We start from the raw sequence: 22,479 nt of genomic DNA, 5'->3' as shown, positions 1-22,479 counted from the left end.
TAGGTTTCCGATGATTTTATTTTAGAAAGTCTAAAATCGTTCAATAAGCCAACAAAAAAGCAAAAATCTAGTTCAAAACCAAGCCAATTTTATGCATCAAGTACTCTAGGCATTTCCACTGGAAGTTGGCGCTCGATTTTCATCGCCTGTGGACTTATCCCAACTTGATAGGCAATAACCTCTACCCCCTTTGCAACCACTTCGATAAAAGCTTGTGCATACTTCTTATCAATATGTGCAGCGGGTGTCACAGAATCGATTCCAGTATGACTCACACAGAAAAACATCACTGCACGATGCCCCTCTTCGACCATTTGCGCCAGTTCGTATAGATGCTTACGACCCCGATCTGTTACCGCATCTGGAAAGTACCCCATTCCATCTTCTTCTAATAACGTGACATTCTTCACTTCCACATAGCACTTACGGCCGTCCTCACCCGTAAGCAACCAATCGATTCGACTATTTCCGCCATATTTCACTTCCGCTTTTTGCTCAGCGTAACCAGCAAGTTCTTTCACCACACCATTAGCAATGGCTTCGCCCACCAGCTTATTTGGATAGCCAGTATTGATACAAGCCAAATATTGATTATCAACTTCTACCAGCTCCCAGGTATAAGCCAACTTGCGCTTAGGGTTATCACTCTTAGAGAGCCAAACGCGTGCACGCTCTTGTTGGCAGCGTTTCATTGACCCCGTATTTGGACAATGGGCCACCACGACCTCGCCACTCGGCAACTCAATGTCAGACAAAAAACGCTTATAACGCTTAATCAATTTTCCCTCTATTAAGGGCGTTGGAAATTTCACAACAATGCTCCAGCACTTTTTACTATTCAATACAAACAAAAACGGCCCTCTTTACTATAAAGAGAGCCGCTTCATTAAACCATTAACACAGGAAGATTATTCCCACTAAGTCGCTTGTACGGAAGGTACGCCCAGCGCCTTGATAAAGTCGATGGCTTCTACCGCCGTCGCTTCTGTGTCAAATACATCGATAAAGGTAGCCGCTATTGCTCGACGACAGACGAAATGCAAACAGCACCCTACGCCAGCGCGAATTGAATCTGATTATGCTCACTCGTGAGATGGATACCGTCTTGGAATGGCAGCGCTGTTGGTAAAAAACGTAGCATTTTCTTATTCTCCCTTTATTATGACAAGCGAATGCGGTTATTTTGGCACTTACCCGTCAATCACCAACCGATACAAGATATAGATACCATCACAAAGGAGCAGCAACATGGACACCCTCCTCAAAATATCATTGGTATCCCAGTCTTTACGGCACAATAAGCCCATGCTGATTTATACAAATAAATAAAATTATCTACTCACTCTCTAATCAAATTTTATCTTATGAAAAAAGCTTTTTACCTTGCTGCTTTACTGTCACTTTTTAGCCCGTTAGCAATCGATATGTACCTTGGCCTTATGAGCGTCATCGAAGGTGAGTTTCATGCAAGTGCTTCGCTTACTCTATCTGTTTTTCTCTTTGGACTAGGCGTAGGGCAAATTCTATTTGGTCTGGTTAATGATAAAAAGGGATTGCCGTTCTTGATTGTATTTTCCTTGATCGGCTATATCTTAACCTCTGGCGCTATTTTCTTATTTACCGACTATCTTTCTTTGCTCATTTCTCGCTTTGGTCAAGGCGTCTTTGCGGGTGGTTTATCTTTGTCATCCATACTCTTTATTGATCGAAGTTTTCAAGGCAATGAAAAGCAAAAATACCTTGGCTATCAACAATCTATTATGAATGCCATTCCTGCTACGGCCCCAGCCATTGGTACTTTTTTATATGAGTTAACGGGAAGCTGGCGAGCCACATTTTTAGTCCTTTTCGTTATTGGCATAGCATTTCTATTTTGGTTGTTGAGAAACCTTAGCATTATCCCTAAAAGTCACGCGACGATGAGCAAAAAAGTCTCTTTCAATAAGGATTATATTCGATACGGTATTATTTCCATATTAAGCTTAGGTGGACTTTTTACTTATGTCTCAGCATATCCGTTTGTTATTGACGCCATGGGGCTCAGTAAGCTTTTTTTTCTGATTGCCTTTGCTTTCAATGCTGTTTTTATCATATTGGGAGGCATTTTCTCTGGAAACCGCTCCAATCATTGGTCTTCGAAAAAGCTACTTACCTTAGGCATTTTATTGCAAGCCATCAGTGCCATGATCATATTTTTTAGTAATGGTTTTTATTGGCTTTCACTTTTAGGTTTTGCTATGTATTGTTTTTCCTTTCCGATTACGATTGCCAATGCTATGGCAATGAGCTTATCAGGTATTCATACAGGCCATGGGAAACTACTAGGCTATATAACATGCTTACAAATGTGCGCTGGAGGATTAGGAGGCTATTTGGTCACAAGCCTGACCTTTTCAACGGCTATGTCTTTCGCCTTTTTATTGGCACTCTATGCGGTTATCTCCATTGTCCTCATCCGAGGAAAAACACAATATACGACGGAAGTGAAGGAGCCGTAAGAATCAACTGCAGCGGCCAGCGACTGCCTTTCCATTAATCTCAGCAAAGACTATCGAAGTATGCGCAGTCATAGTATTGAACATCGCAACCGCCTAGCTGCAGGTCATAAGATTTAGATCGAGAGATCTTCAGCCACCCTCCTTCCAGCTCATAAGCTAACGTAGCAGCAAGTTCTGCTCCGTTAGTTAACGAGTCAGTGTCTCCTGTCCTACCCACTAAACAGAAGCAATCAGAAGACCTGTATAGACAGGATGGAAAATATTTAATACAAGGAAATAGTAAACATGGGGATTTGCCAAAATAAATGCTTCCAACTCAAGAGATGTTTTCCATAATTTATTGGTTACACTGTCAATATGGTTAGAATTGCTTAAGGATGGGTATGAAAATAGAAGAGATTTACCGTCGGGATTTAAATCTGCTGGTCGCGTTGCAAGTTCTGGTTGAGGAGCGCAGTGTCAGCCGAGCAGCAGAGCGCTTAAACTTGAGCCAGTCTGCCATGAGCCGGGTTCTGGGGCGATTACGCTGTTTGTTGTCAGACCCTTTATTTACACGTCAAGGGCAACAGCTAATCCCAACAGAAAAAGCGTTATCAGTGAATAGAGCGCTAGACGAGCCAATTGGCTCTCTTAGACAACTCTTGTCTCCCATTGATTTTGACCCCACGTTTTGTGATCAAACATTCACGATTTTAACGACTGATTATGCAATGCAAACTATTTTACCCTTTGCTTTACCTCGCATATATCAGGAAGCACCTAATGTCGCGTTTGAGTTTTTGCCGCTGCAAGATGCACATTTAAAAGAGCAACTCACTTACGGTCGAGCAGACTTAGCTATTAGTCGCCCAATTTACTCTATAGAGCCATTACAGTATGAAACATTAGGGCGAGTTGGAGTGTCATGTCTATTATCTAAGCAACATCCGTTAGCGAATAAGCCAATGTGTCTAGAGGATTATTTGAACTTTCCTCACGCAATGATTGCCATTAGCGATGGGGTGAAATCCCTTATTGAACAGGCATTGGAAGATAAACCTAAACGACGCATGATTCTGAGGACTTATTATTTAGAAGCGGCACTGGCGATTGTTGATACCATGCCTCTCATTATTACAGTACCAGCAGATTTAGCCTACTTAGTTTCTGAGAAGCATGATCTAATCGTCAAACCGCTACCCTTTCATTTTACACCGTTTGATTATTCCATGATTTGGCACCCTCGTTGTGAGCATTCACCTGCACAAGAATGGTTAAGAAGCATCGTAAAGGAAGAGTGTGGCAAGCTAATCGCTAATCGTGTAGTAGAAATGGGACTGGAGTGAGTTCGCCGCCAATGCGTCTTATGCATAGAAGAATGTCATTTTGCCCCATAACATTCATTATGTCCTATCTCTCAACGCAACTGCCCCCATTTATTGATGCGGTGCCTTCTCAATGATAAATTTGATTTATGTATAATTTGCATAGACCACTTCACTTTTTATCATTTGAGTCCCCTCTGAATACTCTCTAAACTCCTTACATATCCTAGTTGAGCGCGTATCCGCACTCGTTTCATTCCACTTTCGCTAAAGTACTGAGATTGTTAGTTATGTTGCGTCTGTCATGAATGTTTCTCTATCACCTACCCAAGTTAGAGAACCGAATAACAGCGCAAGCCATTAACCATGGCGGCCACGAACCAATGGACATAAATGAAACGCCCTCTGATCACTGCAGGCATTATTAAGAGCAATTTATGTTTACTTTTCGATTTCCATTGCTAGTTTGGCTGGGCATAGGCATCTTGATTACCAGCTTAGGAATCAGGCAATCCTTTGGTATTTTCATGACGCCTATTTCTGACTACTTCCATACGGGGCGAGAGTTTTTCAGCTTTGCCATTGCATTGCAAAACTTACTATTTGGCGCGTTCCAGCCGTTTGTGGGAATGGCCGCCGACCGTTGGGGGCCAAAACGTATCATCATTATAGGCTCGGCCTCTTATGCCGCTGGTCTGTACTTAACCTCGATTGCCGTCGAGCCGACTATGATGTACCTATCCTTAGGAGTGCTTGTTGGGCTTGGCTTAAGTGCTACCAGCTACGTAATCGTCCTAGGGGCGGTAGCGAAAGTGGTGCCTGCGCAACATGCGGCAAAAGCCTTTGGCTTAACCACGGCGGCAGGGTCATTTGGTATGTTTGCGATGATCCCTGGCGCACAAACATTATTGAGTATTTATGATTGGCAAAGTGCCATGCAAATATTTGCTGTCATGTGTAGTTTTATTGTGGTGTTTGCCGTATTCATCAAGACAGCAAAACAAGAAACACATACTACACACCATCTACAAGAAGACCTGCAAACCCTCAAAGAGGCTTTGAAAGAAGCGTTTTCGCACAAAGGCTACTGGTTGATTCATATAGGCTTTTTTGTATGTGGTTTCCATGTGATGTTTATCGCCACTCATCTTCCAAGTTATTTGTCGGATAAAGGCCTACTCGCATCAACAGCGGCCATGGCACTGGCTTGTGTAGGTATATTCAATATCTTTGGTTCATACTTTTGGGGAGCCATGGCAGACCTCTATAACAAACGTTATGTGATGTCTGCACTGTATTTAATGCGTACGGTTGTGATCAGTGCTTTTGTGATATTCCCTACCACTGACATGACGGCTATCATTTTCGGCGCTGCCATCGGTTTTTGCTGGTTAGGTACGGTCCCCCTAACATCTGGCTTAGTGCGTCAAATTTTTGGCCCTCGTTACCTGTCGACGCTATACGGTTTAGTGTTTCTCTCTCACCAATTAGGCAGTTTTTTGGGTGCATGGGCCGGTGGTGTCGTCTACGATTATTACGGCTCATACGCCCCAATTTGGTGGACTGCGGTTGCTCTAGCATTTATCTCCGCATTGATTCATCTTCCAATCAATGACAAACCAGTCCCACGTTTAAATATGGCAACTGCGTAACCCTTAAAAGCACCTAGAACAGGATGTCGGGAGCTTCGTTTTTCGGATCTAGAGCATGCCAAATAAGTGTCGTTAGACAACAAAAAGCCCGCTAGATAGCGGGCTTGAGAGTGTTTATTACTGTTCAGTGCAAGGGGTTACCTAACGCTGAATTATTCCCACTCAATGGTTGCAGGTGGTTTAGAGGATACATCGTAGGTCACACGGGAGATGTGTTCGATTTCGTTGATGATGCGGCCAGATACTTTTTCCAATAATTCATATGGAAGGTGTGCCCAGCGCGCGGTCATGAAGTCGATGGTTTCTACAGCACGCAGTGCGACGACGTATTCGTAACGACGGCCGTCACCTACTACACCAACAGATTTCACTGGTAGGAAAACAGCGAAGGCTTGGCTAGTTTTTTCGTACCAACCGGATTTACGCAGTTCTTCAATAAAGATCGCGTCGGCACGACGTAGGATGTCGGCGTATTCTTTTTTCACTTCACCCAAGATACGTACCCCAAGCCCTGGCCCTGGGAATGGGTGACGGTAAACCATGTCGTAAGGAAGACCGAGCTCTAGACCCAATTTACGCACTTCGTCTTTGAACAATTCACGTAGTGGCTCAACCAATTGGAACTTCATGTCTTCGGGTAGGCCGCCCACGTTGTGGTGTGATTTGATCACATGCGCTTTGCCCGTTTTAGAAGCCGCCGATTCGATTACATCTGGGTAGATAGTTCCTTGCGCAAGGAAGTCGACATCCGTCAATTTCGCCGCTTCAGTGTCAAATATTTCGATAAAAGTATTACCGATGATTTTACGTTTTTTCTCAGGATCCGCTTCGCCTGCTAATTTACCGAGGAACAGGTCTTCTGCATCAACACGAATGACCTTTACCCCCATGTTGTCGGCAAACATTTTCATCACCTGATCGCCTTCGTTTAAACGAAGAAGACCATTATCCACAAACACACAGGTCAGTTGATCGCCAATGGCTTTGTGCAACAAAGCGGCAACAACAGACGAGTCCACACCACCCGATAAGGCAAGCAATACTTTACGATCACCCACTTGTTCTTGCATGCGTTCAATCGCATCTTGAGCGATGTTGGCGGGTGTCCATAGGGTGTCACAACCACAAATATCCACGACAAAGCGTGACAAAATACGTCCACCCTGTAACGTATGGGTTACTTCTGGGTGAAATTGCACACCATAAAATTTCTTCGCTTCGTTCGCCATCGCGGCAATGGGGCAGCTTTCGGTGGAGGCCATCAAGGTGAAATCACTTGGCATTTCAATAACTTTATCACCGTGGCTCATCCACACATCAAGCATGGCAAGACCATTATTCGCAATATGATCTTCAATGCCTTCGAATAGTGAGGGGCCTTGATGTTTACGAATTTGCGCATAGCCAAATTCACGAATCTCAGAGCCTTGAACTTTACCGCCCAGTTGCTCTGCCATGGTTTGCATGCCGTAACAAATACCAAAAACAGGCACACCCATTGTGAAAACCGCTTCTGGAGCGCGTGGCGAACCGGGCTCAGGAACGGATTCAGGCCCACCCGCTAGGATAATGCCTTTGGGAGCAAAATCGATAACCTCTTGATCTTCCATATCAAAAGCGCGAACTTCACAGTAAACGCCAATTTCACGCACACGACGCGCGATCAGTTGTGTGTACTGTGAACCGAAATCAATAATAAGAATTTTATGAGCGTGGATATCTTGCGACATTGTTAGCCTGTCCTTTCCCCTCACCAGCCAAGATCAGCTTATGCAAGTAAGAGCGATTAATAATTAAGAGCAATAAATAAAGAAGGGGCGTCTTATACGCCCCATCCCGGTGTCAATTTAGCCTGTCTAGCCGAGGTGGTAGTTCGGCGCTTCTTTAGTAATGGTCACATCATGCACATGACTTTCACGCATGCCCGCTCCGGTGATTTTTGAGAACTGCGTTTTGGTGCGCATTGTCTCAATATCTGGCGAACCTGTGTAGCCCATTGAAGAACGAACACCACCCATCAATTGATGGATAACCGCTGCCATTGGCCCTTTAGAAGGGACACGACCTTCAATACCTTCTGGCACCAATTTTTCCACACTACTGGAGTCTTGGAAATAACGATCACTAGAGCCTTGTGCTTGTGACATGGCACCAAGAGACCCCATACCACGGTAGGCTTTAAAAGAACGACCTTGGAACAGAACCACTTCACCAGGGGCTTCATCCGTACCTGCAAGCAAGCCGCCCACCATGATCACACTGGCGCCTGCGGCAATGGCTTTCGAGATATCACCAGAGAAGCGCACACCGCCATCGGCAATTACAGGAATTCCTAGTGGATCCATCACTTCTGCCACATTCGCTACCGCACTGATTTGAGGAACCCCTACACCAGCGACGATACGAGTGGTACAGATAGAACCTGGACCGATACCCACTTTTACGCCATCCGCACCCGCTTCCGCGAGGGCAATTGCCGCTTCTGCGGTAGCAATGTTACCGCCAATAACTTGAATGTGTGGGAAGTTATCTTTTACCCAACGAACACGATCAATCACGCCTTTAGAATGACCGTGAGCGGTATCCACAACAATGATGTCAACACCCGCATCAGCCAAGGCTTTAACACGCTCAGGTGTGTCCGCACCCGTACCGACGGCCGCACCGACTCGTAGTCGACCTTGATCATCTTTACAAGCGTTCGGGAACGTTGTGGCTTTATTGAAGTCAGTGACAGTCACCATGCCACGCAGCTCAAATTCTTCATTCACTATAAGCACTTTTTCAATGCGGTTTTCATGAAGCAATTTGCGAATAGAGCCTGCTGATGCGCCTTCTAGGGCCGTCACAAGACGCTCTTTTGGTGTCATGATGTCAGCGACGGTTTTATCATAATCTTTCACAAAGCGTACATCACGGCTGGTCACAATACCCACTAAATCGGTACCTTGAACAACAGGGACACTTGAAATGCTGTTTGCAGCAGTCAATTCCATTAGTTCATGAACAGTAGCTTCTGGGTGAATCGTCACCAAATCTCGAACAATACCACTCTCGAATTTTTTCACACGACGAACTTCACGAGCTTGCTCTTCGATGGTCAAGTTTTTGTGGACAATACCAATGCCACCTTCTTGTGCCAAAGCAATTGCCATGCGGTGTTCGGTGACGGTATCCATCGCAGAAGACGTCAGCGGAATATTCAGCTCAATGTCTTTTGTGATTTTCGTTTTGAGGCTAACATCCTTAGGAAGAACTTCGGAATAGCCGGGGACAAGCAGTACGTCGTCAAACGTTAAAGCTTCTTGCACGATTCGTAACATAATGGGGAGTTTCCAATGCCAACTAGGGTGTTAAGATGGCAAGTAATTCTACTCCAATAGTCGCACTCGGTAAATCAAAACAACGAGAGATTGATGAAAAAATTTACAACCAGCCCGACACAAGAGACCGCCTTTACCGTCTCACAACTCAACCGTCAGATACAGCAACTGCTTGAGGCCAGCTTGCCATGGATTTTAGTGGAAGGCGAAATCTCCAATCTAGCCAAGCCGAGTTCCGGACACTGGTATTTTTCATTAAAAGACGACCGAGCTCAGATCCGCTGCGCCATGTTCAAAGGCAAAAACAATGCGGTACGTTTCCAACCCAAAGATGGCGACATGGTACGACTGCGTGCGCGAGTCACTTTTTATGGCCCACGAGGTGACTGCCAACTCTCTGTAGAAAGCATGGAATCCGCCGGAGAAGGCGCCTTGCAACAGGCCTTTGAGCGTTTAAAGAACACACTACAAATAGAAGGCTTATTTGACCCCAAACACAAAAAGCCACTACCGACCAAACCTGAACGTGTGGCGATCATCACCTCTCCAGTTGGAGCTGCCGTACGTGATATGGTGACCACGTTTCGTCGCCGTTTTCCTTTAACCGAACTCACGGTTCTCCCCTCTTTGGTGCAAGGGCAAGACGCAGCACGCAATGTGCTTAAGCAACTTCGGCGCGCTGATGAAAGTGGTTACTTCGATGCCATTATTCTGGGTCGTGGTGGTGGCTCGTTAGAGGACCTATGGAGCTTTAATGATGAAACATTGGCCCGGGCGATTTTTGCCGCCAATACACCGATTGTTTCAGCGGTGGGCCATGAAGTCGACTTTACCATCGCCGACTTTGTCGCTGACATGCGTGCCGCAACGCCCACCGCCGCTGCAGAGCTATTAAGCCCTGATCGCACACAACTGATCCGCCAAATAGAGCAACAAGAAAACCAACTAACGCGGCATATATCACGCATACTGGAGCAAAATCAGCAACAGCTCGACTTTCTGACTAGACGCATTCGACACCCCAAAGAACGCATCGACCAACAACAAAACCAGCTCGCTCAACTAAAACGTCGATTACAACAAGGCATGCAACGTCAGATTCAGGACCACCAAACACGTTCAGACAATTTGGCTCATCGTCTGGCAAAAAACAGCCCAGCACGTCGTATTGAGCAAAACAAACAGACGCTCCAGCATATGGATACACGCCTTGCTCGCGCCTTACAAAGTACATTGACCAGCAAACAAACCGCCTTTGGGCGTCTTGTGGAAAAGCTCAACCTTGTCAGCCCGCTAAACACTTTATCTCGCGGTTACGCCATCGCCAGCAAAGACAAGCAAGTCATACGCTCTGTGGCAGACGTTAGCAAAGATGATAAAATTGCCATCCGAGTAGAAGACGGCACCATCACTGCGAGCGTTAGCTCTAAAAGAAGAAACAGAAAAGCCCTTTAAATGCCTTTAAACAAGCTCACTTTGGCTTTTAATTGTGTCATTTCATTCCCAATAGCTTCCGTTGCAATTCGGCTCTGGTTGAATAACGCTGTCGTATGCTGGCTCTGCTCCGACAGCATAGACAAGTGATTATTAATATCTTGCACCGCCACACTTTGATTGTCCGCTCGTTCGAGCACTTGCTCGTTCATATCAAACAACTGCTGCAAACAGTGATCCAATGACGATACCTTTTCATAGACTTTTTGTTGGCTCAAAAGGGTTTCCTCGCTGCGCTCGCAGGCGGTATCAATCTGATTCGTCACAAGGGAAGAGGCACTGCGTAATTGTGTAATAATCTCTTGAATTTCTGTGGTGGACTGACTGGTACGCTGAGACAACAAACGCACTTCGTCGGAAACAACGGCAAAGCCACGGCCATGCTCACCAGCACGCGCTGCTTCTATAGCGGCATTCAACGCTAACAAGTTTGTCTGCTCGGAGATCGAGGTAATAACATCCAAAACGGATAAAATTTTCTCGATATGCACATTCAACTCATTCAGGCTGCTCTTGCTTTCAGTCATATCCGTTTTGAGTGTCTGTAAATATTCAAGGCTGTGCTCTACTTCGCTATTGGCTTGTTTTAGTTCTTCATTCCCCTGATGGGATAGCTCGCCCGCTTTGGCCGCCAATTCCGATACCCCGGCACTTTGTTCCGTAATATTTTGCGTCGCTGTGTAGATTTGCTCAACGGACTTCTGCTCCTCTTCAGACGCCAAGGACAGTTCGTCCACCTGTTTATTTAACCCCTCAACCGAATCATCCGTTGTCTCGACGGCATGGTTTACCGTCGTCAACGAACTCTTAAGAGTGTTAAGTAAAGAATTAACAGCGTTGGCTAGCTCACCGACTTCTGCCTGGTCCTTGGTAAGCACTTTATGACTAAGGTTCAAGCTTTTCGACACCGCATGAATTTCTTTACTTATCAGTACTATCGGCTTAGTTAAAGAGCCGACGACGAAGTATAATGCCACTAAAGAAATGGCAATAAGCCCAATAACCAACAACAGCGCCGTGATAAGTTGTTGATAGATGGGGGATAATATTTGCTCAGAAGGCACTTCAATAACGATAAAACGATCCAGCATCGGCACCCACAACGCCCCCAGATAGTAATCTTTTCCTGAAATGCTTTTCTCGACTATTTGAACTTGGTTTTTATCCTGTAACAGGGAGGCAATATCAGTTTGTTTGATCAAGTCGATTGCAGGAGACTCGCCTTTAGCCTGAATAACACCTTGATCCGTCACTAGCATGGCTCGGCCGCTTTTCCCAATGGTCAGTTGTTTGACCATATCAATCAGCTTATCGACTTTAATCGCCAATCCTGCCACGACAAGGGGTTTGCCCGTTGTGGGATCCATTTCACGACTGCGATAGTTGATGTACAGTTTTTGATCGGCATACTGCAGATTCAGTTCGTAGTCTTTATTTTTTGCTAAGAAGTTAGGATAGAATTCTTTGTAAGGGTAATCAGCTAGAGGCGTGCGGAAAAATTTTTGATCGTAACCTAAGAATTCCAAGCCACTTTTCATATTGACCACATAAAATGTCGAGTCACTGCCGGATAACTGTTTAATACTATTCAGCTCTTCCGCTACTAAAGGTAATCTTGATTCGTCTGCTCCTTTTTTTACCCAGTCGGCAATAAAACGGTCATTCGTCATTAACTTAGAGGCATTAATCAATGGAGAAATTTGTTCACTTATACGAGAAGAGAGACTGTGCAGTCGATTGGGCAGCAACTCTTCTTTTAGTTGCTTAAGATCTGACTCCATTGTGGAACTGGCCCAAAGCCCTAATAACAGAGCCCCGATGGCAACCAACAATACAGATAACGCGATAAACATTCGACTTCGAATAGAAAGAACTTGCCAACTCATACACTATCCTTAAATACCTATATCCCTTAAACCTATTGAACCAAGTGATCACCCATTGATGAAACATCATCAGAGAGACTTGTTTTAACGATGTGATACAAACCATTACTCAGACCTATATGGTAATAGCAAAGAAATGTTCATTCGTCACCTAACTTAAAGAAATTAAGATAAAATCCAGTGTCCTATAAAATAAACGTTGCCACCACCTTAAACAGGCAAACTATTGACGTGGAACGGAACAAATAGTGACCACCTTCATACTCGAAGACTTTAGCAACACTCTCTGCAATAAAACGCCCCAAATATAGCCACAGCTCATTTCTAAAAAAAGCAAAGATATCTTAATAAATGAATAATTGTGTAAACCTTGATGACTCCCTACTATCAAGACTTAGCTAAATTAATTATAAAAATACTGCGGAGCCATATCCATGATGAATACGCATGTGGACGTTGATACCCCCCTCTCGAATAGAACAATCTCAGATAAGAAACTCGTCAAGTTGGTTGTTGCCTCTTCCATTGGTAATGCGTTGGAATGGTTTGATCTTATCGCTTATGCTTTTTTTGCACGTACCATTTCTAAGCTCTTCTTCCCCACAGACAATGCCACCCTATCATTGATGTTGGCCTTGTTTGCCTTTGCCATGTCGTATTTAATTCGCCCTCTTGGTGCCGTTGTCATTGGTAACTATGCCGATAAAGTTGGTCGTAAATCCGCGATGTTACTCACCATTTGGCTGATGATGGCAGGCACATTTTTGATCGCGGTAATGCCGACGTATCAAACCATTGGCCTGCTTGCACCAATCGGTATATTAGTCGCTCGTTTACTACAAGGTTTTTCCGCTGGGGGTGAGTTTGGTAGTGCAACGGCGATGTTGGTAGAACATTATCCTGAACGCAAAGGCTTTATTTCGAGCTTTATGTTTGCGAGCCAAGGGTTGAGTGGATTGTTAGGTGCAGGATTTGGGTTGCTATTAACCACCACACTGACCACAGATCAACTTGAAAGCTGGGGGTGGCGTGTTCCTTTTATTTTTGGCCTTTTAATCGGTCCAATTGGCTTGTATATTCGCCGACATATTGAAGAAGCTGGAGAGTTTTCACAAAGCAAAGAAGAGAAAATCCCTCTCGTTGAACTGTTTGCCTCCAACAAGCTTGGCATATTACTCAACATTGGTGCCATGGTTCTGTCTACATCCGTGACTTACTCCATCATTTTCATGCCGACTTATGCGACAAAATACCTTGGTCTAAGCAATTCTATTGGCTATGGTGGCACGCTAATCAGTTATACCGTACTTATGGTACTCACCCCTTTTGTGGGGATTTTATCAGACCGTATTGGCCGCACTCGCTTAATGATGGTCGCAGGCTTACTCTTTTTTGTTAGTGTTTGTCCTGTGTTTTTCTTACTGTCCCATCACCCAACATTGATTATGCTCGCAAGTGTTTTATTCTGGTTGAGTATTTTAAAGTCCCTGTATTTTGGCGGCTTGCCTGCCTTGATGTCAGAGCTTTTCCCTACTCGCGTTCGCGCGACGGGTATGTCGCTTAGCTATAACATCAGCACCACGATATTTGGCAGCTTTACGCCCTTTCTATTGGTCTGGACGATCAGCGCAACTGGAGATGAGCTAGCCCCCAGTTATTACTTGCTCTTCACCAGTTTTATTAGCTTGATGTCGCTTATGGCAATCCGTAAGTACTTTACAATACGCTAAGCCCATCATAAGGCGCCATAAAATAGGCGACGTCATAGTGAGGTCGCCTATTTTATGATGGTGCAGATATTGATATTTGTTATCTCTAATTAGGCCAGTGCTCACCAAGATCCCAAAACACCCCAGCGGCTGATAACAGCCCTTGTTTTACAATACTCTCCAGAAGATGTTCATCTGGCGCGTGCTGCTTACAGGAAGGATAAGAATGAGGCATCCAAACCGTCGGCAATGCTAATACATCGGCAAAGCAGTGATTCGGAATCGTGCCGCCCAAGTTGGGTAATACCGTGACCGTTTGCCCCAACGATGTCTCCATCGATGTTTTCACAAATCCGACCCAAGGATGAGCTGGGTCCAACCGTGTTGCATTGTAGCCTCCTTCATAAAGGACTTTCACATCCCCTAAGCCCTGCTCTTCAAGAAAAGCCGTCAAATTAGCCACCAAGTTTTGCCAATCGGTTCCGGGAACAATACGTAAATGACACACGGCTTCGGCGACATTTGGAATAACACCAATAGGCTTATTAATATCACCCGCCCCCAAAGCAATCACTTCAAGTGTATTGCAACCAAATAAACGCTCGCCGTCGCTTAATTGAGCCTCCCCCCATTGATCATTCAAAACAGGATCATTCGCACCACCACCAATGGTTAACTCGCGCATCATCTCTGCGGCAACACCATCAGGCAAAGGCGCCCGTAAACAGGTAGCGGTGAGGCGACCATCAGCGGTTGTTAAGCTGGCTAACGCATGCTGTAAACGTATGGCAGGGTTGGTAATAACACCACCCCAGTTTCCAGAATGACGATCACCGTTGCCCGTTTCACAACGCAATCGAAACTGACAAACACCACGGGAACCTAAAAATATCGTTGGTGTGTAGGCATTAAGACGGGGGCCATCAGACGCCAAAAACACATCGGCTTGCAACGCGTCTTTGTGCTCCCGACAAAAATGTTCCAATCCTTTTGAGCCAATTTCTTCGCTCATTTCGAACAGCACTTTGATGTTGTAACCCAGTTTACCTTGGCGCGCCTCAAGAACAGACGCTAGCGCCATAAGATTAATGGTATGCTGGCCTTTATTGTCCGCCGTGCCGCGACCAAAGATTTGCTCACCAATCTGCGACAATGTCCACGGATGCGTACCTGCTTGCCACAATTCCGCCTGCCCATTCGTGACGTCTCCGTGCCCGTAAGTTAATAGTGTTGGTAACGCATCGTCTTCGATACGCTTGGCAATCAATAAAGGCGGGCAAGATTCGATAGGATTCGGGTAAATCTCACAGTCAAAGCCCAGCGTCTCTAAAGTGGGTTGAATCTCTTCAATAAGGTAGCGATGCAAGTGACTACTGGCCTCAGGGTTTTGGCTTTCAGTAGGAAAACGAACACGGCGTGTTAACGTGTCGATAAAAAGCCCCTCTTCTAGCGTCTGTGCAGCGAGTTGCAATGCCAATTGTCGGCCTTGACTGGAAACATCACTCATTTTTTCTCCCAAAATATCGCTTTAAATACGACATTTAGCTTAAGATGGGAGAAGCTTTACAACAATTATTAATTATATAACCGAGGCTTCGATAAAGTAGAAAGCTGATGCACGATATATCACTCAAGTACTTTCATGCCGTCGCTAAAGCGGGCTCTCTGTCGGCCGCATCAGAAGAACTGCATGTGGCCGTTTCGGCCATTAGTCGCCAAATAACCCAGTTAGAAGAAAAGCTACAACTGCCACTTTTTGAACGCAAAGCCAGAGGTATGTCACTCACCACAGCAGGTGACATTCTATATACTTACTCGCTGCGTAATGCCTTGGAATTTAAAAACGTCTTGGCAGAAATGAAAGGTATTAATAATATTCAACAGCAGTCCATTGCGCTGGCATGCCCTGAAGGCATGGCATGGGACTTTTTACCCCATGCGGTTGCCCAGTTTCGCCATGCCTACCCAAGCGCTCGTTTTTCGATCCAAGTCGTCGGTTCCAGTAAAGCCACGCAACTGGTCAAAGAGGGGAAAGTGGATGCCGCCCTAACCTTCAGTTTACAACCTGAGCAGGGGGTAGAAGTCACATTACAATGCCCTTCCCCCGTGGTGGCATTATTATCGAACAATCATCCTTTGGCTGAAAAAGCCTTTCTTAACATCAAAGATTTAACCGAATATCCTTTGGCATCTTCAGAGCCCGGCACAACTTTAAGCTACTTACTGGATATAGCCTGTCACGTTGAAGGCATCCAAATGGCACCTGCACTTACCAGTAGCACAGTAGGAACAATTTATACCTTTGTCGCAGAAAGTAGCGACGCCATTGCCTTATGTGGTGAACTCACAGTGGCTCGTCGAGCCAAACACGATAACCTTGTTATTCGCCCCATACATGCTCCCTCACTAATGCAGAGGAGCTTACAGGTGCAAGTAATGTCACGCCGCAAACACTCTATCATTGTGCGCTACTTTTTAACCTATTTAAGTGATCTACTAACACAACAAACACAGTGATATAAATACACTACAAGCCATAGCGTTCAATTTTTTTTAGCAACCCTTGCCGTGATAATCCTAGCTGACGAGCAGCTTGACTGCGATTGTCATCACTCGCGTCTAGTGCTTGACGTATTAAACGAATTTCCAGTTCACGAACCTGCTCTTCTAACGTTTTGTCGTCCGGCAATAAATTATTGGCGATCGCTAATTGCTCCATGCTTTGCTGTGCAGACGCATCAGGATAAAGCAGTTGAATATCCTCTAAGGTAATGCGGCCTTGTGGACAGATGGATACCACGCTGTCTAATGTGTTTTTTAGCTCTCGTACGTTGCCGGGCCATTGTTGACGACGAAACCACTGCATCGCCTCGGTTGTAAGTTGTAACGCTTTTGACTGCTGGGACTGTAGGCGTTGTAAAAAAGCTTGCAACAGGATGGGGACATCTTCCAGCCGTTCCGCCAATGCCTGTGTTTCGATATTCACGCCCTTGATTCGATAATACAAATCCTCTCGAAAGGAGCCATCACGAACTTTTTCAACCAAATCCGCATTGGTTGCCGAGATCACTCGCACATCGATGTGTTTTTGTTCACGACCACCGACGGGGAAGAACGTCCCTTCTTGCAAGACTCGTAACAGTTTCACCTGCATAGGAAGCGGCATTTCACCAATTTCATCTAAGAACAAAGTGCCCTTATCCGCCAGCGCTAATAATCCCACCTTGTCTTTCTCCGCACCGGTAAAAGCCCCTTTCACATAGCCGAATAATTCACTTTCTAACAATTCAGCCGGGATCGCCCCACAATGCACTGAGATAAAAGCATGATTGGCTCGCAGGCTAGCATCGTGCAGCGCGCGGGAGATCACTTCTTTCCCAGTGCCAGAAGGCCCTGTCACCAAGACTCTTACATTGGTCGGTGCAATACGTTCAATCAAAGCCCGAACTTTCTGCGCGTTTGGGGAGAGGCCTAAATAACTGGCCGCTCCCGTCGGCTGCTGAGTAGACTGTTTAAGCTGGCTAATTTCACGTTCCAATGTGGTTTTCGTAATGGCTCGACGTACCACCACCGCCAGCATCTCAGGATCAATTGGCTTAGCGATAAAATCCCATGCACCAAGGGACACCGCTTTCAAAGCCAGCTCGCGATCCGCATTGCCAGTAATGATAATCACTGGGCGACCCTCAAAATCCGCCATGGACTCCAAAGTAAGTTGCGGATCAAAGTGTGGCGGCATGGAAAGATCCAACAGCACTAAATCGGCATCAAACGAGGCCAGCACCACACGGGCTTCATCCAACGTCCCCGCACCTTGAACCTCATAATCTTGCCTAGTCAACCAACGACCCGCTAATTCACGAAAAGCTGGTTCATCATCCACTAAAAGTATTTTATTGGTTGCCATAGATTCCATCCGTTGTTGATAGTGATTGTTTATTAGATTGGGAACAGGGAAGGCTGAGTTCAAATGTCACTGGCCAGCCGAGATCGTTTCTGTGTTGAATCTCACCATGATGCGCATCAATTATCCGTCGAACAATGGCGAGCCCCAGCCCACTCCCCCCCGCTCGTTTCGTCACAAATGGCTGAAATAAAGACGTTTGTAACGACGTATCTATCCCAGGCCCATTATTATGTACTCGTATCTGTACAAACTGCGCGTTCATCGTTTTCGCGGTAATCCGCAAGCGCGGATCCGGTTGGTTGCGCAAAAAAGACACCGCATTATCAATTAAATTGTTGAACACTTGTTGCAGCCGCTGGGGATCGGCTTCTAACACTAGGTTCTCTTCAATCTCCATATCCCATTGGATCCCTCCCAACTCGGTTTGCGCCAACATATCTTGGATCAAATTTCCTAGTGATATCGAAACGGGTTGCAGTGACAGTCCACCTGAATACACCAACATATCACTGACCAAACGGTCTGCACGTTTTAACTGCGTCTGGATATGTTGACGAATGTCGGAAGGCGTATCGTAAGCCGCCATGGCAATAATATTGAGGGGATTACGCAACTCATGGGCCATGGCTGCCGACAAGCCCCCAAGCTCCACTAAATGCTTCTCGTCTGAACGTTTTCGCTCGGCTTCGGCCAGAGCCAGTGAGCGCTCCAATAAGCCACAACTGGTCGAAAATAAAGAGCCAAACACCTCGGCGCTCAAGCGCATTCCTGGACTGGTATCACTCCATCCAACAAGGCTATAGTGCCAACTGTTCTCTCCTCGAGAGACAGCCAAAGCGAGCTCCCCTTCCGTCTGTGCATTGAGTTCAAGGAGAGAAGGAGTGTTTAAACGAATTAATACACGATGTCTTATTTGCATAGAGAGTAAGTGTTCACCAATTTTCACCAACTCATGCCAACCTTGGGCTTTGTTTAACTGGGTAGACCAAGTTTCTAAGACGGTTTCATTAAGCGCCGCACCTGGGTAAATCAAACGGGAGATAAGTTGACTCAGTGGTTGATAAAGCAGTGTGGCAAGCAGCACAACCACCAACGAATAGAGCCAAAGTTGCCAGCTAGGTACATTGGCTAACGCCTGTAATCCAAGGCGTCCGGACACTACACTGATGACGGCAATCAAGCATAAAATGACCAACATCATCGCGACCCAAAGCAAGGCTCGATTAGCAAAGGCATTCACGGCCAAAATTTGATAACGCACCACTGCATAGACTAGCAAGAGCAAATAAGTCGGCAGTAAGAGCATTGGGTAAGGAAACCAGCCAATACCAAACGAGGGGAAAACAAAACTGGTCGCAAGTAATAACCCCCAGGCACCAACGCCAAACATAGCTAAAATCGAGCGGCGCTTATTGCCTTTATGTCGATACCAGCCATATAACAAGACCCCATGGGCCAATACCCCCAATAACACAGTGTACACCAAGTTTCCAATGCCACTGCGGGTAAAAATGAAGAATGAATCCACTTGCAAGGTTTTGGTCGACGCACCGCCTTGTATCCACCAGCTCCATAGCACCACGACAACACTCGCCACATAAAACCACGGAATAGACTGCGACAAGCGCGTTAACCAAGGGGTTTGTGCTGGCCCTGAGTTCACAAAACGAATAGCAAAGTGCAAAAAGAAAGTCGGCATAAAGGGGTTGGCTAGGATGATACTCACCCCCAGCACGTCATAGCCTTGCAACATGGCCACATGACCAAAGCACCAAATGGCCATCATAATGGCAAATCCGGCTAGGGCTTGCAGATCGTGTTGCTTTCGAGCCCGCCATAATAACCATGCTCCGACCAAGAGGCCGCATACGCTGCATAACAACATGGCAATTTCGAGCATCAAAGAAAATGTCATTGTAAACCTCGTTTACACCCAAACAGAACAAAAATCGTAAACATTGTTTACACCCATATCAAGCATAAAATTTTTCTTCTTATATTTCATAAGGTTAAAGGCAATTCACAGACTGGCATGGGCTTTGCTCTATGCAGAACAAATAAATTGATTTATCTCAATACTTCTTTAACTAATAGGATAGCCACCATGAATAATGCTTCTTGTATGACCGAAATCATCGCTTTTTCCATCATCATTTGCTTGGCAATTGCGCCGCTTGCGATCAAAGAATTGTCTAATAAAAAGTCTTAATTCACCGTTCACATCCTAACGGATAAGCCAAGGCTTTAAGGGGCTTATCCTCCAGTTCACTGTTTTATTAGGTCAACATATGGAACATCTAAACACTGAGATGCTATCGCGAGTGCAGTTCGCCTTTACCGTTAGCTTCCATATTATATTTCCCAGCATCACCATAGGGTTAGCGACCTTGATTGCGATCTGGGAAGGGTTATGGCTTAAAACCCACGACCCTCGCTATTTGCAACTTGCCAAGTTTTGGATTAAGCCTTTCGCCATTACCTTTGGTATGGGCGTGGTTGGCGGCATTGTTATGTCTTACGAATTTGGTACCAACTTTTCCAAATTCTCTGAGATAGCGGGGCCGGTGCTTGGTCCACTCTTGGTATACGAAGTAATGACGGCCTTCTTCCTTGAAGCCGGTTTCTTAGGTGTCATGCTGTTTGGCTGGCAACGGGTTGGACCAAAAGTACATTTCATCTCGACCCTTGTTGTGGCAATTGGTACCTGGATATCCGCTACTTGGATCATGGCTGCCAATTCCTGGATGCAAACCCCAGCGGGCTATAAAATCGTCAATGGCGTGTTTCATGTAGATAGCTGGATGGATGTTATTTTCAATCCATCCTTCCCTTATCGCGTTACCCACATGTTGTTGGCTTCGTTTATCACCGCCTGCCTATTGGTTGCTGGTGTGAGTGCTTTTTACTTATTGAAAAAGCAACACACGAACTTCGCCAAAAAAGGCCTATCCATGACCATGTGGATGTTGCTGGTGTTGACACTGGTTCAAGTAGAAGTGGGCGACCAATCAGGGCTTGAAGTCAAAGAACATCAGCCTGCCAAACTCGCCGCTATAGAGGGAATTTGGGAAGCAAAAGAGAGCAACGTTCCTTTACTGCTCTTTGCCATCCCTAATATGAAAACCGAACAAAATGATTACCAAGTCGGCATCCCGCATTTGGGCAGTCTCATTCTAACGCACTCTTTTGACGGCGCCGTCACAGGTCTTAAAGCCTTCCCTAAAGAAGACCGACCATACGCCCCCTTGGTATTCTGGTCGTTCCGCGTCATGGTTGGTTTGGGCATTGGTATGGTATTGATTGCATTAGCGGCTTTGGTATTGCGTCGCAAAGGCAGATTGTATGAAAACAAATGGTTTCTACGTGCCGTGGCGTTTTTCACGCCAATGGGGGTCGTTTCTACCATTGCTGGCTGGTATGTTGCCGAAGTGGGACGTCAGCCCTGGGTGGTTTATAACCTAGTTCGTACCGTCGATGTGGTATCTCCATTGCCCGCACAGCGTGTCCTTTTTACCTTGATCGCCTTTGTTATTATCTACGGTTTATTGGGGCTTGTTTACTTGTACTTCATGCGCAAACTCATCCGCAAAGGGCCACCCAAAATGGCCACGCTTGAAAAGCAACTTATTGGTATGAATGCGCCAGGTTACGCCCTTGCTTGGGTAAAAAACCTTAAACATGAAGATCATCATCCGGAAGGAGAGAAATGATGGATTTACCCTTATTTTATTTCTTGGTTCTAGGCTTTGCTATCTTCATGTATGTCTCTCTAGATGGCTTTGATTTAGGCATTGGCATCTTATACCCCTGGTTCGATAAACCAGGGGAGAGGGATCATCTAATGCAGTCCATCTCACATGTCTGGGATGGCAACGAAACCTGGATGGTGATGGGCGGTGCGCTGTTATACGGCGTCTTTCCAGCAGTGTATGGCACATTACTATCAACCTTGTACATCCCTTTGATGTTGATGTTGTTTGCCTTGATCTTCCGGGGTGTCGCCTTTGAATATCGCTTCAAATCCGATCGTTCTCGTGCCTATTGGGATCTTTCCTTTAGCGCCGGTTCTGCGATTGCCGCTTTCTGCCAAGGACTCATACTGGGCACCGTGGTACAGGGTATTCCAGCAGACTCCAGTGCCTTTTCCAGTCTCCATTGGATCACGCCCTTTACGGTCTTCACAGGCTTTGCGGTCATGGCAGGCTACGCCATGTTAGCAGCCTGTTACTTATTTATGAAAAGTCGCCACGACATCCAAGCCCATGCGGCCAATATTGCCAAAACGCTATTGATCACCGTACTGATTGCCATGGTTGTTGTCAGTGTTTGGACTGTCCTTACCCAGCCTTATATTTATCAGCGCTGGTTCTCGGGTATGAACTTTGTTTATCTTGCACCTTTGCCTTTGCTCTGCCTTGTTGCTGGGGTGATCTCATGGAAAGACCTTCACAGTCATCGCCATGAGTCCCGCCCTTTCTGGTGTGGCATCTTGCTCTTCTTGCTTGGTTTAGCAGGCTTAGTTATTAGTATTTTCCCATACATGATTCCGCAGCAACTGACCTTATGGCAGGCGGTTTCTCCTCACTCAAGCTTGATGTTTATCTTACCTGGGGTGTGTATTTTTATTCCGATCATTTGCCTCTACACCCTGTGGGGATACCGCATCTTTTCAGGCAAAGTAGAGGATTATCAGGAGGGTTATTAAT

Annotated in this window: 16 protein-coding genes; 8 read left to right on the top strand and 8 right to left on the bottom strand. The window is 45.7% G+C overall.

Annotation, left to right across the window (positions count from 1 at the left end):
• Nucleotides 1–89: 89 nt before the first annotated feature.
• Both sfsA and JHD45_RS22460 read right to left on the bottom strand, forming a co-directional pair.
• Entirely contained in the window at nt 90–812 is a 723-nt protein-coding gene (gene sfsA, locus JHD45_RS19465) for a DNA/RNA nuclease SfsA (RefSeq protein WP_199478141.1), read from the bottom strand.
• 105 nt (nt 813–917) lie between these two features.
• The gene (locus JHD45_RS22460; protein WP_267905995.1) at nt 918–1,043 is read right to left on the bottom strand and encodes a hypothetical protein; all 126 of its coding nucleotides are present in this window, start codon (nt 1,041–1,043) and stop codon (nt 918–920) included.
• 321 nt (nt 1,044–1,364) lie between these two features.
• Here JHD45_RS22460 and JHD45_RS19460 point away from each other — a divergent pair, with 321 nt between their 5' ends.
• The 3 genes from JHD45_RS19460 to JHD45_RS19450 all read left to right on the top strand — a co-directional run bounded on the left by JHD45_RS19460 (nt 1,365) and on the right by JHD45_RS19450 (nt 5,454).
• Nucleotides 1,365–2,498 (top strand): MFS transporter, encoded by a 1,134-nt coding sequence (locus tag JHD45_RS19460; RefSeq protein ID WP_199478140.1) that lies wholly within the window; start codon nt 1,365–1,367, stop codon nt 2,496–2,498.
• A 383-nt stretch (nt 2,499–2,881) separates the two neighbouring features.
• Nucleotides 2,882–3,823 (top strand): LysR family transcriptional regulator, encoded by a 942-nt coding sequence (locus JHD45_RS19455; protein ID WP_199478139.1) that lies wholly within the window; start codon nt 2,882–2,884, stop codon nt 3,821–3,823.
• 416 nt (nt 3,824–4,239) lie between these two features.
• Nucleotides 4,240–5,454 carry an MFS transporter gene (locus JHD45_RS19450; RefSeq protein ID WP_199478138.1) on the top strand — a complete coding sequence of 405 codons (1,215 nt, stop codon included), beginning with the start codon at nt 4,240–4,242 and terminating at the stop codon, nt 5,452–5,454.
• A gap of 152 nt (nt 5,455–5,606) precedes the next feature.
• On the opposite strand, the gene guaA is transcribed toward JHD45_RS19450, so the two are convergent.
• Together guaA and guaB are read right to left on the bottom strand one after the other, a co-directional pair.
• Nucleotides 5,607–7,184: a glutamine-hydrolyzing GMP synthase gene (gene guaA, locus JHD45_RS19445; protein ID WP_199478137.1), complete on the bottom strand. Its 1,578-nt coding sequence runs from the start codon at nt 7,182–7,184 to the stop codon at nt 5,607–5,609.
• A 126-nt stretch (nt 7,185–7,310) separates the two neighbouring features.
• A complete protein-coding gene (gene guaB / locus JHD45_RS19440) occupies nt 7,311–8,777 on the bottom strand; it encodes an IMP dehydrogenase (protein ID WP_199478136.1) in 1,467 nt (488 codons plus the stop codon).
• Between the two features lie 93 nt (nt 8,778–8,870).
• Between guaB and xseA the strand changes: the two genes are divergently transcribed.
• Nucleotides 8,871–10,232, top strand: coding sequence for an exodeoxyribonuclease VII large subunit (gene xseA, locus JHD45_RS19435; RefSeq protein WP_199478135.1), 1,362 nt, complete (start codon nt 8,871–8,873; stop codon nt 10,230–10,232).
• On the opposite strand, the gene JHD45_RS19430 is transcribed toward xseA, so the two are convergent.
• Nucleotides 10,229–12,157, bottom strand: a complete 1,929-nt coding sequence (locus tag JHD45_RS19430; protein WP_199478134.1) for a methyl-accepting chemotaxis protein — start codon at nt 12,155–12,157, stop codon at nt 10,229–10,231. The two genes, xseA and JHD45_RS19430, sit on opposite strands and share 4 nt — an antisense overlap.
• Nucleotides 12,158–12,591: 434 nt before the next feature.
• Between JHD45_RS19430 and JHD45_RS19425 the strand changes: the two genes are divergently transcribed.
• Entirely contained in the window at nt 12,592–13,887 is a 1,296-nt protein-coding gene (locus JHD45_RS19425; RefSeq protein ID WP_199478133.1) for an MFS transporter, read from the top strand.
• A gap of 85 nt (nt 13,888–13,972) precedes the next feature.
• Here JHD45_RS19425 and JHD45_RS19420 read toward each other — a convergent pair whose 3' ends face one another.
• Entirely contained in the window at nt 13,973–15,373 is a 1,401-nt protein-coding gene (locus JHD45_RS19420; RefSeq protein ID WP_199478132.1) for a M20 family metallopeptidase, read from the bottom strand.
• Nucleotides 15,374–15,480: 107 nt separating this feature from the next.
• On the opposite strand from JHD45_RS19420, the gene JHD45_RS19415 reads away from it, so the two are divergent.
• Nucleotides 15,481–16,383, top strand: coding sequence for a LysR family transcriptional regulator (locus JHD45_RS19415; RefSeq protein ID WP_199478131.1), 903 nt, complete (start codon nt 15,481–15,483; stop codon nt 16,381–16,383).
• 10 nt (nt 16,384–16,393) lie between these two features.
• Here the strand turns inward: JHD45_RS19415 and JHD45_RS19410 are convergent, their stop codons facing one another.
• Both JHD45_RS19410 and JHD45_RS19405 read right to left on the bottom strand, forming a co-directional pair.
• Nucleotides 16,394–17,773 (bottom strand): sigma-54-dependent transcriptional regulator, encoded by a 1,380-nt coding sequence (locus JHD45_RS19410; RefSeq protein WP_199478130.1) that lies wholly within the window; start codon nt 17,771–17,773, stop codon nt 16,394–16,396.
• Nucleotides 17,760–19,688, bottom strand: coding sequence for a sensor histidine kinase (locus tag JHD45_RS19405; RefSeq protein ID WP_233407948.1), 1,929 nt, complete (start codon nt 19,686–19,688; stop codon nt 17,760–17,762). Before JHD45_RS19405 ends, JHD45_RS19410 begins: the two co-directional genes overlap by 14 nt.
• 373 nt (nt 19,689–20,061) lie before the next feature.
• Between JHD45_RS19405 and JHD45_RS19400 the strand changes: the two genes are divergently transcribed.
• Nucleotides 20,062–21,483, top strand: a complete 1,422-nt coding sequence (locus tag JHD45_RS19400) for a cytochrome ubiquinol oxidase subunit I (protein WP_067341975.1) — start codon at nt 20,062–20,064, stop codon at nt 21,481–21,483.
• The gene (gene cydB / locus JHD45_RS19395) at nt 21,480–22,478 is read left to right on the top strand and encodes a cytochrome d ubiquinol oxidase subunit II (RefSeq protein ID WP_233407947.1); all 999 of its coding nucleotides are present in this window, start codon (nt 21,480–21,482) and stop codon (nt 22,476–22,478) included. Before JHD45_RS19400 ends, cydB begins: the two co-directional genes overlap by 4 nt.
• Nucleotide 22,479 lies beyond the last annotated feature (1 nt).

The organism is Marinomonas spartinae (genome assembly GCF_016461715.1).
GTDB classification, from domain to species: domain Bacteria; phylum Pseudomonadota; class Gammaproteobacteria; order Pseudomonadales; family Marinomonadaceae; genus Marinomonas; species Marinomonas spartinae_A.
Note: the sequence above shows the minus strand (reverse complement) of the source record. Positions and strands in the feature narration are given on the sequence as shown.

Excerpts from the sequence above, each read along its gene's own strand:
- JHD45_RS19410 (WP_199478130.1), bottom strand. The coding sequence starts at position 17,773 with ATGGCAACCAATAAAATACTTTTAGTGGATGATGAACCAGCTTTTCGT.
- JHD45_RS19455 (WP_199478139.1), top strand. The coding sequence starts at position 2,882 with ATGAAAATAGAAGAGATTTACCGTCGGGATTTAAATCTGCTGGTCGCG.
- JHD45_RS19460 (WP_199478140.1), top strand. The coding sequence starts at position 1,365 with ATGAAAAAAGCTTTTTACCTTGCTGCTTTACTGTCACTTTTTAGCCCG.
- JHD45_RS19430 (WP_199478134.1), bottom strand. The coding sequence starts at position 12,157 with ATGAGTTGGCAAGTTCTTTCTATTCGAAGTCGAATGTTTATCGCGTTA.
- JHD45_RS19420 (WP_199478132.1), bottom strand. The coding sequence starts at position 15,373 with ATGAGTGATGTTTCCAGTCAAGGCCGACAATTGGCATTGCAACTCGCT.
- JHD45_RS19400 (WP_067341975.1), top strand. The coding sequence starts at position 20,062 with ATGGAACATCTAAACACTGAGATGCTATCGCGAGTGCAGTTCGCCTTT.
- JHD45_RS19450 (WP_199478138.1), top strand. The coding sequence starts at position 4,240 with ATGTTTACTTTTCGATTTCCATTGCTAGTTTGGCTGGGCATAGGCATC.
- JHD45_RS19415 (WP_199478131.1), top strand. The coding sequence starts at position 15,481 with ATGCACGATATATCACTCAAGTACTTTCATGCCGTCGCTAAAGCGGGC.
- JHD45_RS19405 (WP_233407948.1), bottom strand. The coding sequence starts at position 19,688 with ATGACATTTTCTTTGATGCTCGAAATTGCCATGTTGTTATGCAGCGTA.
- guaA (WP_199478137.1), bottom strand. The coding sequence starts at position 7,184 with ATGTCGCAAGATATCCACGCTCATAAAATTCTTATTATTGATTTCGGT.
- guaB (WP_199478136.1), bottom strand. The coding sequence starts at position 8,777 with ATGTTACGAATCGTGCAAGAAGCTTTAACGTTTGACGACGTACTGCTT.
- JHD45_RS19425 (WP_199478133.1), top strand. The coding sequence starts at position 12,592 with ATGATGAATACGCATGTGGACGTTGATACCCCCCTCTCGAATAGAACA.
- cydB (WP_233407947.1), top strand. The coding sequence starts at position 21,480 with ATGATGGATTTACCCTTATTTTATTTCTTGGTTCTAGGCTTTGCTATC.
- xseA (WP_199478135.1), top strand. The coding sequence starts at position 8,871 with ATGAAAAAATTTACAACCAGCCCGACACAAGAGACCGCCTTTACCGTC.